Raw genomic sequence first — 12,995 nt, forward strand, 5'->3', positions numbered from 1 at the left:
GCTTTTATTAGAAGAGGATCAAAATAGGGAGCTTATTCGTCGCTTTGACCTTTGACATCGAAGGTAATTTTGTCTGCTCCGGTAAACACTTGGAAACGCAAACCTTTAGCACGAGCAATGGTCGTGATACCAAATTTTTGTGCTAAATCGAGTCCCATTTGTGTCACACCAGAACGCGACAACAACACAGGAATTCCCATCTGTGCCACTTTGATCACCATTTCAGAAGTTAAACGGCCGGTGGTATAGAAAATCTTACCATCGCCATTGTCTTCATTAATCCACATTTCACCTGCTAGGGTATCAACGGCGTTATGGCGGCCTACATCTTCAACAAACGACAAGACTTGATCACCATGGCAAATCGCACAACCGTGCACTGCACCGGCTTTTTTGTAGGTGTCGTTATAATGCGTTAAGGCTTCTAGCGCAGTATAGATCTCCGACTGTTTGATTGGCGTTTGAGGTACTTGGTAATTTTCAAGCTGCTTCATCACGTTGCCGTACATGGTGCCCTGGCCACAACCTGAGGTAACCGTTTTTTTCTTGAGTGCGCTTTCAATATGTTCGGTATTTTCTTTGGTGATCACGGCGGCTGAATTGGTTTCCCAATCAATGATCACTGACTCTAAAGCGGCAGGATCAGACAGGAAACTTTGATTCTTTAAGTAACCAAGCACAAGAGACTCTGGGCGCGAACCAAGAGTCATCAAGGTAACTACTTCACGCCAATTAAGCATTACAGTAAGAGGGCGCTCGCAGGCAATCTGCTTAGTCAGTTTTTCACCGTATTCGTCATACACTTCTACTTCAATGGTTTGTAGTGGATTTTCACTGGTTTTAATTATATTTGGTTTAACCACGGTAGTTCCTATTGCTAATCACTGGCCTGAATACTGATGTCAGACAAGGTGGATAAAAGTCATTACAAGCGTAAATTTGACGTACTTATGCTTTCATTTAAGCAATTACTGTACCCCATTTATGATTAAATGAATGCGATGAGGGTAATTTGTGTGAGATTGTCAGGTTAAGCCGTCATCAGCTAGAATTTATTCTAATGCTAATTGTGCGGATTTTCATTACGCTAAGATGCCCAAAACGGCGTAATATCAAAGCGAGAGGGTATTTAGTTGTTTCATCTTGAGGTAACGGGAACAAATATTGCTTAAGCAACGCATGAGTTGGCAGTATAACGATAAACAAAGGTGAACTATGTCCATTTTAACGCTTGAGAAAACTGACGATATTTGGCCAGTCGAATGCGATTTGGTTGCTCGTGAAATCAAAACCGGTATGTGGACCACCACACAGCAAGAATTGGTGGGGTTTAATATTAAACCTGAACAACAAAGTGATCGCCTGACGCTATTGCAACTGCATCGCGATGAGCGTACCGATTACCGTTTCAACCTTAGTTCACAGCAGCCGAAACTGTTCTTAATACTTGATAACTTCAACGGCAATGACGAAGTGAACGTTGTTACGTTAACCGCTTCTCAGAGCGTCGCAGCGCAATTTATGGATGGTGACTATTTGGTGTTGTCGAATGACATGCCTTTACCTATCCAAGCGTGGATGGAGGCCTTTATTGGTCGACATGGTGAACTACTAGAAACACGACGTAAGAAACGCAAAGGTGCAGGACGTTCAAATGGCAACTAACTTTTTTAGCCGTTGGTCTCAACGTAAACTCAACAAAGAGACCGATGAACCAAGCGAACAAGAACGAATTGAAGCGTCAGCCGTAGAGGTTGAACCTGCCGCAGACGATTCTTCAGTTGATGTTGGTGATGCACCAGAAGCATTGGCGTCAGAAGCCGATCAGTCAGCGGTGAAAACCGAACACAATTTGCCTAATAGCGAAGCAGAGCAAGAGGTCGCTTCAGCAGAGGAACAAGATCCTGAGAAAATGTCGCTGGCCAATTTGCTGGTTTCTCAAGTAGAAGAGAGCGCCAAGAAAGCTGCGATGCGTAAGTTGTTTATGTCTGAAGAGTTTAATATTCGTGATGGTTTAGATGACTATGATGAGGATTACAGTAACCTAAAAGCCTTGTCACAAGGTGTTGCAGAGACATTACGTGATTGGGTAAAAGAGAAGCCGGAAGAGGAAGAAGCGGCGTTAATAGATTCTGAAGTCACAGAAGAAGCAGACGTTATTCAATCGACAGAGAAAGAAGACTCTGCGACAGAAGATAATGACGAGCATGAACAGTCGCTGGATGAGGGCGTAGACAAAGAAGAGGTAGATCCTCTCGTAACTGCGAATAGTGCGGATACTTTTAAAACGGATACTTCTATAGATGGGGATAGTCACTCTCACGCTTGGAGCGCTCAGAATGAAACCGAAGATAAGGGCAATTAGATAATCGGATTCTGTTAGCATTGCGCTAGATGAAAAGCGAGACGAAACAAACGGCCTCTATCTGTGAGACAAAATATACCACACTGAAAATAGGTACATTTTGACTAACAGAACAAAAAGCCCAGTGGGACAAATTGTCTCACTGGGCTTTTTTTGTATGCTTATGTCTCATTTTCATCTTTAAGTTATTGATATTGATTAAAATAAAAGTTGGTACGGCATTTGCTATTAAGTAGATAGAAAAATTTCGTCGTGATAAACGAAGTTAAATTCATCTGCTTAAACCCTGGAACTGAGCGATGCTAAAACAACTATTAGAACAAGCAACAACTGCAAACGGTAAGGCGAGACTTTATGCGTTTGATAACACCGTCGAGTTAACCAACCTGATCCCACCAACGGTCAGTTATGAAAGTGGTGGTAATACGCTTATCGTTGGTCCTACGACCATCATTGAAAGTGCGGCGCAACAGTTGTCGCAAATGAAAAGCCTGACGCTTCTTTCTACTGATGGTGAAAAGGGAACGCATAGCCAACTTTATTATGCTAATTCAGTTGAAGTAACGGGTTTTCTAGGCACCTTTGAGGTGACTATCGAGAACAACTTACTTCGCAGTAACTTGGCGGAAGTCGCTATTGGTCACGATTGTTTTGATGTGGTTTTGGACCTTTGTCTAAATAGTTGTATGAACGAAGAAGTGCCTGTTCCTGGCTATTACCCAGTTGGTCGCGGCTATCCAAAACTGGCTGATGCGCTTGAAGAGATCCCAACCTTAATGGGCACCTTCGATAAACCAAAATTTTTCCGTCTCGATACTGACCTATGTGCACACAGCTCTCGTGGTGTAAAAGGTTGTGAGCGTTGTGTTGATGCTTGTCCAGCTGGCGCTCTAACCAGTCAAGGCGATGATAAAAGCGGTCACCATATCGAGATTAACCCATACCTTTGTCAAGGAGTGGGGACTTGTGCGACAGCTTGTCCAACAGAAGCAATTCATTACGCGCTACCCAATCCTGATGACACGCAAAAATTCATTGAGCGCACCTTAGCGAATTATGAAAAAGCGGGCGGTCAAGATCCTATCGTTCTGATTTGTAGTTCTCGCCATGAAAGTTACAACGTAATGGCGCTTAGAGCGCTACCAGATAACGTTATCCCAATCGTGGTTGAAGAGTTGCCATCTATTGGTATTGATACTTGGTTTGCGGCGCTTGTTAATGGTGCAACCCAAGTACTGTTTGCGGCGAGTCGTTTTATGCCGCCAACCATCATTCGTATTTTGAATAATGAAGTCTCAATGGCTCAAGAGCTACTGAGTCAACTTGGTATTCAGAAAGAGTGTATTGATATCCTATATCTAGAATCACTTCGTGAAGGACCTCCAACACTATGTACAGATTCATTTGATCTTGCATTAGGGGATTTGGAAGGTAATAAACGTCAACGTCTATTCACAGCGCTTGATGCTTTAGCGATTTCTCGTATTCCAGTAGAGAACGTTGTAGAGCTTTCAGCAAACGCGCCATACGGTAGCGTGGAATGTGAAAGTAAAGATTGTACGCTTTGTATGAGTTGCGTGGCCGTTTGTCCAACACGTGCATTGCATACCGATGGTCAATCACCATCACTTAAGTTTGTTGAGCAAGATTGTATTCAATGTGGTTTATGCGAAAAAGCATGTCCTGAAAACGTTCTGACTTTAACCCCTCGCTTTAACTGGGATAAAGAGTCTCGTCAAAAAGCGACTATTATTCATCAAGAGAAAGCGGCGGAATGTACACGTTGTCACAAACCGTTTGCACCTCAGTCTATGATTGATATGTTGCAATCAAAGTTACGCGGTCACTCACATTTTGATAACGAAGCGGCCATTGGTCGTATTGCTATGTGTGAAGACTGTCGTGTGATCGACATGTTTGAAAGCATGGCGAAAGATCCAACTAACCAATTGAAATACTAGGAGCTGTGCGTGGAAAACACTAACGAACAACAATCACTACGCAGCGATATTTATCTTTTGCTCGCTACGTTATTTCGTCAAGCACCAAGCGAAGAATTGATTGAGTTTCTTGCCGCCTTAGACGTTGAGCAAAGTGAAAGTGCGATGCAAAAAGCGTGGTTGGCACTCCAAGAAGCGGCACAAAATGCCGATCGTGATGCATTAGACGAAGAATACCAAAATCTATTTATTGGCATTGGCCGTGGTGAAGCGGTTCTATTCGGTTCTTGGCATATGACGGGATCATTAATGGAGAAACCATTAGCTGATATCCGCCACGATCTTGAGTTGCTTGGTTTTGAGCGTGAAGATCAAATCAAAGAGCCAGAAGATCATATTTCAGCATTGTGCGAAGTCATGGCAATGTTGACTGAAGAAGATCTTGCTCTTCAGCAAGCCTTTTTTAACAAACATATTGCGACTTGGTATGACGCGTTCGCACAGCAAATAGAAGGCGCAAAGAGTGCGGACTTTTATCGTTCTGTTGCGGCATTGCTGCGTGCATTTGGCACCCTAGAGCAAGTGCAGTTTAGTAAGAATACCAAGAGCAACAAGCATTTAAAAATTGATGTGAAAAACGTAACTGAGTACGAGTAATACCATCGATAAGAGGGGCGGTAAGCCCCCAAAAAAAACTACCTGAGGGTAAGGAAGCAATAATGAAAGATAATAATGATATTAATACAAGCCGCAGGGATCTCCTGAAAGGCTTAACGACTGCTGCCGTCGCTGGTGCAGTTGTCGCTGGTACAACCAAAGTGGCAACTGCAGCAGAAACTGTAGAAATTAAATCTGACGAAAAGAAGACCGGTTATCGTGAAACTCAGCATGTTCGCGATTATTACGACTCACTGTAATTTGGAGCTTAGCGCATGAAATTAGTGAAACGCTCCGATACGGTGAGCAAAGAGCAAAATCAACTTGGTGTATCACGCCGTACGTTTATGAGAAATTCTTCATTAGCGGCTGGTGGCGCGGTAGTTGGCGCAAGTTTATTTGCACCAGGTATGATGAAAAAGGCAGAAGCGAAAACTGTCGATCCAGAAGCAAAAGTAGAGCAGAAGCGTACTATCTGTTCACACTGTTCTGTGGGTTGTGGTGTTTACGCTGAAGTTCAAAATGGCGTATGGACTGACCAAGAGCCAGCCTTCGATCACCCATTTAACGCTGGTGGTCACTGTGCAAAAGGCGCAGCATTGCGCGAGCATGGCCATGGTGAACGTCGTCTAAAATACCCAATGAAGCTTGAAAACGGCAAGTGGAAGAAGCTTTCGTGGGAACAAGCACTAGAAGAGATCAGCCAGCAGGCACTTAAGATTCGTGAAGAATCTGGCCCTGACTCAGTTTACTTCTTGGGCAGTGCAAAGCACAACAACGAACAGGCGTACCTGTATCGTAAAATGGCGTCGCTTTGGGGTACCAACAACGTTGACCACCAAGCGCGTATTTGTCACTCAACCACAGTAGCCGGTGTTGCAAACACTTGGGGTTACGGTGCGATGACAAACTCATTTAATGATATGCACAACTGTAAATCGATGCTTTTCATCGGTTCAAACCCAGCAGAAGCGCACCCAGTAGCGATGCAGCATATCTTAATCGCGAAAGAGAAGAACAACTGTAAGATCGTTGTTGCTGATCCGCGTCGCACGCGTACAGCTGCGAAAGCTGACCATTATGTATCACTTCGTCCAGGTACTGACGTTGCCTTCGTATGGGGTGTGCTATGGCACGTATTTGCGAATAATTGGGAAGATAAAGAGTTTATCTACCAACGTGTATTCGGTATGGATGAAATTCGTGCAGAAGTGGCGAAATGGACTCCAGCAGAAGTTGAGCGTGTTACTGGCGTAGCGGAAGCTCAAGTATTCGAAACGGCGAAACTGCTTTCTGAAAACCGTCCTGGCTGTGTTGTTTGGTGTATGGGTGGTACTCAGCATACCACGGGTAACAACAACACTCGTGCTTACTGTGTGCTTGAGCTTGCACTAGGTAACATGGGTAAATCAGGTGGCGGTGCAAACATTTTCCGTGGTCACGATAACGTACAGGGCGCAACTGACCTTGGCGTATTATCTGACACGCTACCAGGTTACTACGGTCTATCTGAAGGCGCTTGGCGTCACTGGTCGAAAGTGTGGGATCTAGATTATAACTGGGTTCACGGCCGCTTCGACAACAACTCTTACGCAGGTCAAAAACCAATGAACAGTGCAGGTATTCCTGTCTCTCGTTGGGTTGATGGCGTTCTAGAGAATAAAGATAAGATCCGTCAACGCGAAAACATTCGTGCCATGTTCTACTGGGGCCACGCTGTTAACTCTCAGACCCGTGGTACTGAGATGAAAAAAGCGATGCAGAAGTTAGATATGATGGTTGTTGTAGACCCATATCCAACAGTAGCAGCAGTAATGAACGATCGTACTGACGGTGTTTACCTGCTTCCTGCGACGACTCAGTTTGAAACTCACGGTAGTGTGACAGCGTCAAACCGTTCAATCCAATGGCGTGATCAAGTGATCCAACCATTGTTTGATTCTAAACCTGACCACGAAATCATGTACCTGCTTTCACAAAAGCTAGGCATTTCTGAGCAGCTGTTTAAGAACATTAAAGTTGAAAACAATCAACCTGTTATTGAAGACATTACCCGCGAATTTAACAAAGGTATGTGGACAATTGGTTACACAGGTCAAAGCCCTGAACGCTTGAAAGAGCACCAACAAAACTGGCACACCTTCGACTTCACAACGCTTGAAGCGGTAGGTGGCCCAGCAAATGGCGAGACTTACGGTCTACCTTGGCCATGTTGGGGTACGCCTGAAATGAAACACCCTGGTACGCACATTCTTTACGATACGTCGAAGACGGTTGCAGAGGGTGGCGGTAACTTCCGTACGCGTTTTGGTGTTGAATTTGAAGGTCAGAGCCTACTTGCAGTAGATAGCTACTCAAAAGGTTGTGAAATCAAAGATGGTTACCCTGAATTTACCGATAAGCTACTAAAACAGCTTGGTTGGTGGGATGACCTAACAGCAGAAGAGAAAGCCGCTGCTGAAGGTAAAAACTGGAAGACCGATCTATCAGGTGGTATTCAACGTGTTGCGATTAAGCACGGTTGTATCCCATTTGGTAACGCGAAAGCACGTGCAATCGTATGGACGTTCCCGGACCGTGTTCCTCTACACCGTGAACCACTGTACACGCCACGTCGTGATCTTCTTGCTGAATATTCAACGTGGGACGATAAAGAAGCGATTTTCCGTCTGCCAACATTGTTCAAATCAATCCAGGAACAAGATAAATCGAAAGAATACCCGATTATCCTAACTTCTGGCCGTTTGGTTGAGTACGAAGGTGGTGGTGAAGAAACGCGTTCTAACCCATGGCTTGCAGAGCTTCAACAAGAAATGTTTGTTGAAATTAACCTTAAAGACGCAAATGACCTTGGCATCAAAGATGGCGATGACGTTTGGGTTGAAGGTGCAGAGAAAGGCCGTATTAAGGTGAAAGCGATGGTAACTCCTCGTGTTATGCCTGGTCTTGCATTCTTGCCATTCCACTTCGGTGGTAAATTCGAAGGTGAGAGTCTTCTTGATAAATATCCTGAAGGTTCAGCTCCTTACGTAATTGGCGAGGCGGCCAACACGGCGACCACTTACGGTTATGACCCTGTCACTTTGATGCAAGAAACTAAAGTGACTCTCTGTAATATTCGCAAAGCGTAAGGACTCCCAAAATGGCTAGAATGAAATTCCTTTGTGACACCAAACGCTGTATCGAATGTAACGGCTGTGTCACTGCATGTAAGAATGCAAATACTGAAGCTGTGCCATGGGGCATCCAACGCCGTCGCGTTGTTACCCTGAATGATGGTGAGCCGGGTGAAAACTCTATCTCTGTAGCATGTATGCACTGTTCAGATGCGCCTTGTATGGCAGTTTGTCCTGCAGACTGTTTCGAACACACAGAAGATGGCATCGTATTACACAATAAAGATCTTTGTATCGGTTGTGGTTACTGTCTATTTGCTTGCCCATTTGGCGCGCCTCAGTTCCCTAAACAAGAATCGTTTGGTGAGCGTGGTAAAATGGATAAGTGTACTTTCTGTGCCGGTGGTCCAAATACTGAACCAGGTTCTGAAAAAGAGCGTGCGCTATACGGTTCTAACCGTATTGCAGAAGGTAAATTACCGATGTGTGCTTCACTATGTTCAACGAAAGCACTGCTTGCCGGTGATGCTGAAAAAATTTCAGACATCTTCCGCCAGCGTGTTGTTGAACGTGGCGCGAAAAACGCAGGTTGGACAGACGGCAACGATCTTTCTTACGATGCGACTAAAAGTTAACTCTGGAGAGAGATATGACCCCTATATTTAAACGTCTATCTCTTTTTGTGCTGCCATTTTTGGCAGCACTGACGTTGGCTCTATCTCTGCCTGCGGCAGCGAAAGAGTCAGCGCCAGTAGATCAAACAGAGATGACACAGCTTGCGGGTGCTGATTTTTGGAAGGAAGTACGTGCAGGTGAGGCAGGGTATACGACCTCTAAATCACCAGAGCATGGCGTTCTGATCAGTACGCCGGGTGCAACATGGTATGTACTGAAAGAGAAGTGGATGTCGCCAGCGGGTGCCGTTGCTATCTTCGGTAGTATTATGATGGTTATCATGGCTTACGTTTTCGTTGGCCCATTGATGCTAAGTAAGCCGCGCACTGGCAAAAAGATGAAGCGTTGGTCACGCTGGGATCGTGCATTGCACTGGAGTATGGCGTTTACCTTTTTAACGTTGGCCTTTAGTGGTCTGATGCTGGTATACGGTAAGCACTTCCTCAAACCATATGTTCCAACTGAGTTCTGGGGTTTTGTCATCATGTTGGCAAAACAATACCATAATTATATTGGCCCACTGTTCTTTGTTCTGTTGATGATTGTTCTACTCAAGTGGTGGCGCAAATCGATTCCGAATATGACAGACATGCGTTGGTTCATGAAAATGGGCGGCATGGTTGGTAAACATAAAGGAACGCATCCATCTGCTGGTTTCTCGAACGGTGGTGAGAAGGCAATTTACTGGTTGTTGATTGTCTTTGGTGCAACGGTTGCTTTAAGTGGCTTGGTTCTGGATTTCCCAATTTTCGGTCAAACTCGTCGTGATATGGAAATTTCTAACCTTGTACATATGCTATCGGCTCTTATCTTGATCTGTGGCTTTATCTTCCACATCTATATCGGTCTATTCGGTATGGAAGGTGCACTTGAAGGTATGGTAACGGGTGAAGTTGATGAAACGTGGGCAAAAGAGCACCATGACCTTTGGTATGCTGAAGTGAAATCTAACGAAGCGATGCCGGATGCAGCGTCACAGCAGGACAATGGATTAGCAAAAGGAGCGAAGAGCGATGAACAAGCATCATAATGGTATTTGGGTCGCGTATTTCCTTAGCTTTCTAACACCATTTACCTTTTTGATTTCTGGTGTCATGGCGATTGTTTACGCAGGCTATCGTTTGGATAAAAACGAAGATGGTGAGTTGATTAATTCTCACTATTACGGTTTGATTCGTTCTTTCTTCTTGTACCTAACATTCTTCGTTGTATTGATTGTCACGGTTGCGACTTCGAATGGTGTTTTGGCAGGTATTGAACATTACTGGTTCCACAATAACCTCCTTGATAAGGTCGCTTACGTGATCCCAATTATCGGAATGGTACTTGCGGGCCTTGCGATCCTTGTTTGGTTCATGCGTATGCTGCAGGGTATGCGTCAGTTGAGAAACAATCAACCTCATAGCCCATCGACAGGTCCAAACCTGTAAACGATAGAGCTAAGTAAATAGTAGAAGCCAGTCTAAATAGACTGGCTTTTTTTATGCCGACACATTGAATTCGCCCATGTGGCTACTCAACTTTTTATCTCTTCGTCTAAGTACGTTTCACAAGCTTGTCGTGATCTTAACCATGCTCAAACATACCTTCAATGCACAAATTACGTGCACCATCTTAGTGTTATTTCACCATAGTAGTGCATGCATAGTGATCTAAAAGATTCTGCATGATTAAATTCTAATTCTAACGCCGTGATATTAAAGGATTATTTAAGTTAAGAATACCTTTGTTAACAATTGGAATACAAATTGCTCTGTTTGTCACTAACTACCTAATGTGACCAAATTGGTGAAACAGGTTTAGTTTGCACAGGATTAGTGCGTGATTAAATGATGGAGAAAAATAATGAGTGTAACTGCCAGCCAAGTAAATGGCGCTGTACAAACACTGACTCAAAGTTCTGATACGCTATTTTTATTACTTGGCGCGATTATGGTTTTTTTGATGCATGCAGGCTTTGCGTTTCTTGAAGTGGGAACGGTGCGCCAAAAAAATCAGGTTAACGCCTTGGTTAAAATTATCGCCGATTTCGGCATTTCCGCACTCGCTTATTTCTTTATCGGTTATTGGGTTGCCTATGGAGGCACTTTTTTTGCTGATGCAGAAACGTTATCTCAAGGTAACGGTTACGAGTTGGTTAAATTTTTCTTTTTGCTTACCTTTGCCGCGGCTATTCCTGCGATAGTTTCAGGTGGTATTGCTGAACGTGCGCGCTTTTATCCGGTATTAATTGCGACATTTTTTACCGTTGGATTGGTTTACCCATTGTTTGAAGGCATGATTTGGAATGGCAACTTTGGCGTGCAGGCTTGGTTTGAAGCTGAGTTTGGCGCTGCATTTCATGATTTTGCCGGCTCGGTAGTGGTGCATGGGGTCGGTGGCTGGATTGCTCTCGTTGCGGTCATTTTCTTAGGTATGCGCAAAGGCCGGATTCGCGCTGGTAAGCACACCAACTTTGTACCTTCCAATATCCCATTTCTGGCGCTAGGTGCATGGATTCTTTCGGTGGGCTGGTTTGGCTTTAATGTTATGTCAGCGCAAACGCTGGAAGGCATTAGTGGACTTGTGGCGATGAACTCATTAATGGCGATGGTGGGCGGTATTGTTGCATCATTAATTGCAGGTAAAAATGACCCAGGCTTTATTCATAATGGCCCCTTAGCTGGCTTGGTGGCGGTGTGTGCCGGTTCAGATCTAATGCATCCTATTGGCGCTTTGGCAACAGGCATGGTAGCTGGCGTGTTATTTGTTTATCTATTTACCTACCTGCAGAATAAAACCAAGATCGATGATGTACTTGGTGTTTGGCCCCTACATGGTGTGTGCGGTGCGTGGGGTGGAATTGCTGCGGGCATCTTTGGCCAAACGGCATTCGGAGGGTTAGGTGGTGTTAGCTTGACAGTACAACTGTTAGGAACGGCGTTAGGCATCAGCGTTGCTGTACTAGGTGCACTTGCAGTTTATGGTGCGATCAACGCCGTAACTGGTTTGCGATTGTCGGAAGAAGAAGAGTTTAATGGGGCCGACCTATCGATTCATAAGATTTCGTCTACCAATGAAGACTAAACGAATTTTGAGCTCTTAGTTATATGTCTAAAAAGAGTGGCAGTACGTCAGATTATGCCACTCTTAGCAATTGCCTTTTTTAGCTTGTCCAGGTGGGCAGAATTTGTAATCGCCGTCATGGCGCTTATCACTGTCTTTTGTGCTTACTTTTACTTCAACATCATCAATTTCACCCTCAACTTTGGTCAGTTGACAGCCCGCTAAGCTAGTCAGCATTAGTAGCACTAGAGATGCTTTTATCATTGTTTATCCTCTCAAAAATCAAATCAAACCCGAATTCATACGACCATGGTCTAATCCATATTACTACTGTAGTTATTCTTTCAGTGTTAAGCTTAAGAAAAAGAATGACAAGGAATGGTTATGAATTTCCCTTATAGAAATATTGTAGTACTAACTGGTGCAGGTATCTCAGCCGAGTCTGGAATTCAAACGTTTCGTGCCCAAGATGGCCTATGGGAAAATCATCGTATAGAAGACGTGGCGACTCCGGAAGGGTTTGAGCGTGATCCTGATTTAGTTCAGGATTTCTATAATCAACGCCGCAAAAAACTGCAAGGTGAGGGCGTGACACCCAACGCCGCTCATATCGCTTTAGGCCAGTTAGAACAACAGTTAGATGGCTCTGTAACGGTGATTACGCAAAATATTGATAACTTGCATGAGCGTGGTGGTAGCCAAAATATTATCCATATGCATGGCGAGTTATTGAAGGCACGCTGCAGTGAATCGAATCAAGTGATTGAGCATACGGGCAACATTGAAACTGGCGAACTGTGTCATTGTTGCCAGATCCCAGCACAGATGCGACCTCACATTGTTTGGTTTGGTGAAATGCCGTTAAGAATGGGTGACATTTACGCGGCGATAGAAAAGGCTGATCTGTTCATTTCAATTGGCACATCCGGTGTTGTTTATCCCGCTGCGGGTTTTGTTCACGATGCACGTATGCATGGCGCACACACAATAGAAATCAATTTAGAACCCAGTGCAGTTGAAAGTGAGTTTGAAGAAAAGCGTTATGGTAAAGCGAGTGTGGAAGTGCCGCGCTTAGTTGAAGAGCTACTTGCAGTCTCAGATATTAAGAGCGTGATATAAGGTATTGTTCGCATCGTGTAGCGATGTCTTAAGATCGATGATTTGCATTCAAATAAAAAAAGCGGCTTCAAGCCGCTT

General features: G+C 44.3%; 13 protein-coding genes. 11 read left to right on the forward strand and 2 right to left on the reverse strand.

Annotation, left to right across the window (positions count from 1 at the left end; translation table 11 throughout):
• Positions 1–32: 32 nt before the first annotated feature.
• A complete protein-coding gene (locus RH86_RS04820; RefSeq protein ID WP_009385322.1) occupies positions 33–863 on the reverse strand; it encodes a formate dehydrogenase accessory sulfurtransferase FdhD in 831 nt (276 codons plus the stop codon).
• A 352-nt stretch (positions 864–1,215) separates the two neighbouring features.
• On the opposite strand from RH86_RS04820, the gene RH86_RS04825 reads away from it, so the two are divergent.
• The 10 genes from RH86_RS04825 to RH86_RS04870 all read left to right on the forward strand — a co-directional run bounded on the left by RH86_RS04825 (position 1,216) and on the right by RH86_RS04870 (position 11,819).
• On the forward strand, positions 1,216–1,665 hold the full coding sequence (locus tag RH86_RS04825) for a DUF3305 domain-containing protein (RefSeq protein ID WP_005599046.1): 450 nt from the start codon (positions 1,216–1,218) through the stop codon (positions 1,663–1,665).
• The gene (locus tag RH86_RS04830; RefSeq protein ID WP_009385323.1) at positions 1,655–2,365 is read left to right on the forward strand and encodes a DUF3306 domain-containing protein; all 711 of its coding nucleotides are present in this window, start codon (positions 1,655–1,657) and stop codon (positions 2,363–2,365) included. Before RH86_RS04825 ends, RH86_RS04830 begins: the two co-directional genes overlap by 11 nt.
• Before the next feature lie 299 nt (positions 2,366–2,664).
• Positions 2,665–4,326: a 4Fe-4S dicluster domain-containing protein gene (locus tag RH86_RS04835; protein WP_009385324.1), complete on the forward strand. Its 1,662-nt coding sequence runs from the start codon at positions 2,665–2,667 to the stop codon at positions 4,324–4,326.
• Between the two features lie 9 nt (positions 4,327–4,335).
• The gene (locus RH86_RS04840) at positions 4,336–4,962 is read left to right on the forward strand and encodes a molecular chaperone (protein WP_009385325.1); all 627 of its coding nucleotides are present in this window, start codon (positions 4,336–4,338) and stop codon (positions 4,960–4,962) included.
• 62 nt (positions 4,963–5,024) lie between these two features.
• A complete protein-coding gene (locus tag RH86_RS04845; RefSeq protein WP_005599038.1) occupies positions 5,025–5,222 on the forward strand; it encodes a twin-arginine translocation signal domain-containing protein in 198 nt (65 codons plus the stop codon).
• 15 nt (positions 5,223–5,237) lie between these two features.
• Entirely contained in the window at positions 5,238–8,093 is a 2,856-nt protein-coding gene (locus RH86_RS04850) for a formate dehydrogenase subunit alpha (protein WP_009385326.1), read from the forward strand.
• An 11-nt stretch (positions 8,094–8,104) separates the two neighbouring features.
• The gene (gene fdh3B / locus RH86_RS04855; protein ID WP_005599033.1) at positions 8,105–8,713 is read left to right on the forward strand and encodes a formate dehydrogenase FDH3 subunit beta; all 609 of its coding nucleotides are present in this window, start codon (positions 8,105–8,107) and stop codon (positions 8,711–8,713) included.
• A gap of 14 nt (positions 8,714–8,727) precedes the next feature.
• A complete protein-coding gene (locus RH86_RS04860; RefSeq protein ID WP_009385327.1) occupies positions 8,728–9,783 on the forward strand; it encodes a formate dehydrogenase subunit gamma in 1,056 nt (351 codons plus the stop codon).
• Positions 9,767–10,183: a hypothetical protein gene (locus RH86_RS04865; protein WP_009385328.1), complete on the forward strand. Its 417-nt coding sequence runs from the start codon at positions 9,767–9,769 to the stop codon at positions 10,181–10,183. The genes RH86_RS04860 and RH86_RS04865 overlap by 17 nt, the downstream gene beginning before the upstream one ends.
• A 415-nt stretch (positions 10,184–10,598) precedes the next feature.
• Positions 10,599–11,819, forward strand: a complete 1,221-nt coding sequence (locus tag RH86_RS04870) for an ammonium transporter (protein WP_009385329.1) — start codon at positions 10,599–10,601, stop codon at positions 11,817–11,819.
• A gap of 63 nt (positions 11,820–11,882) precedes the next feature.
• On the opposite strand, the gene RH86_RS04875 is transcribed toward RH86_RS04870, so the two are convergent.
• A complete protein-coding gene (locus RH86_RS04875; protein ID WP_006710900.1) occupies positions 11,883–12,062 on the reverse strand; it encodes a hypothetical protein in 180 nt (59 codons plus the stop codon).
• A 120-nt stretch (positions 12,063–12,182) separates the two neighbouring features.
• On the opposite strand from RH86_RS04875, the gene cobB reads away from it, so the two are divergent.
• Positions 12,183–12,917: a Sir2 family NAD+-dependent deacetylase gene (gene cobB / locus RH86_RS04880; protein WP_005597984.1), complete on the forward strand. Its 735-nt coding sequence runs from the start codon at positions 12,183–12,185 to the stop codon at positions 12,915–12,917.
• The last annotated feature ends 78 nt before the right edge of the window (positions 12,918–12,995 follow it).

Source organism: Vibrio sp. N418, from assembly GCF_000222565.1.
In the GTDB taxonomy this organism is placed as follows: Bacteria; Pseudomonadota; Gammaproteobacteria; order Enterobacterales; family Vibrionaceae; genus Vibrio; species Vibrio scophthalmi.

Excerpts from the sequence above, each read along its gene's own strand:
- RH86_RS04835 (WP_009385324.1), top strand. The coding sequence starts at position 2,665 with ATGCTAAAACAACTATTAGAACAAGCAACAACTGCAAACGGTAAGGCG.
- RH86_RS04865 (WP_009385328.1), top strand. The coding sequence starts at position 9,767 with ATGAACAAGCATCATAATGGTATTTGGGTCGCGTATTTCCTTAGCTTT.
- RH86_RS04875 (WP_006710900.1), bottom strand. The coding sequence starts at position 12,062 with ATGATAAAAGCATCTCTAGTGCTACTAATGCTGACTAGCTTAGCGGGC.
- RH86_RS04825 (WP_005599046.1), top strand. The coding sequence starts at position 1,216 with ATGTCCATTTTAACGCTTGAGAAAACTGACGATATTTGGCCAGTCGAA.
- cobB (WP_005597984.1), top strand. The coding sequence starts at position 12,183 with ATGAATTTCCCTTATAGAAATATTGTAGTACTAACTGGTGCAGGTATC.
- RH86_RS04870 (WP_009385329.1), top strand. The coding sequence starts at position 10,599 with ATGAGTGTAACTGCCAGCCAAGTAAATGGCGCTGTACAAACACTGACT.
- RH86_RS04860 (WP_009385327.1), top strand. The coding sequence starts at position 8,728 with ATGACCCCTATATTTAAACGTCTATCTCTTTTTGTGCTGCCATTTTTG.
- fdh3B (WP_005599033.1), top strand. The coding sequence starts at position 8,105 with ATGGCTAGAATGAAATTCCTTTGTGACACCAAACGCTGTATCGAATGT.
- RH86_RS04830 (WP_009385323.1), top strand. The coding sequence starts at position 1,655 with ATGGCAACTAACTTTTTTAGCCGTTGGTCTCAACGTAAACTCAACAAA.
- RH86_RS04845 (WP_005599038.1), top strand. The coding sequence starts at position 5,025 with ATGAAAGATAATAATGATATTAATACAAGCCGCAGGGATCTCCTGAAA.
- RH86_RS04850 (WP_009385326.1), top strand. The coding sequence starts at position 5,238 with ATGAAATTAGTGAAACGCTCCGATACGGTGAGCAAAGAGCAAAATCAA.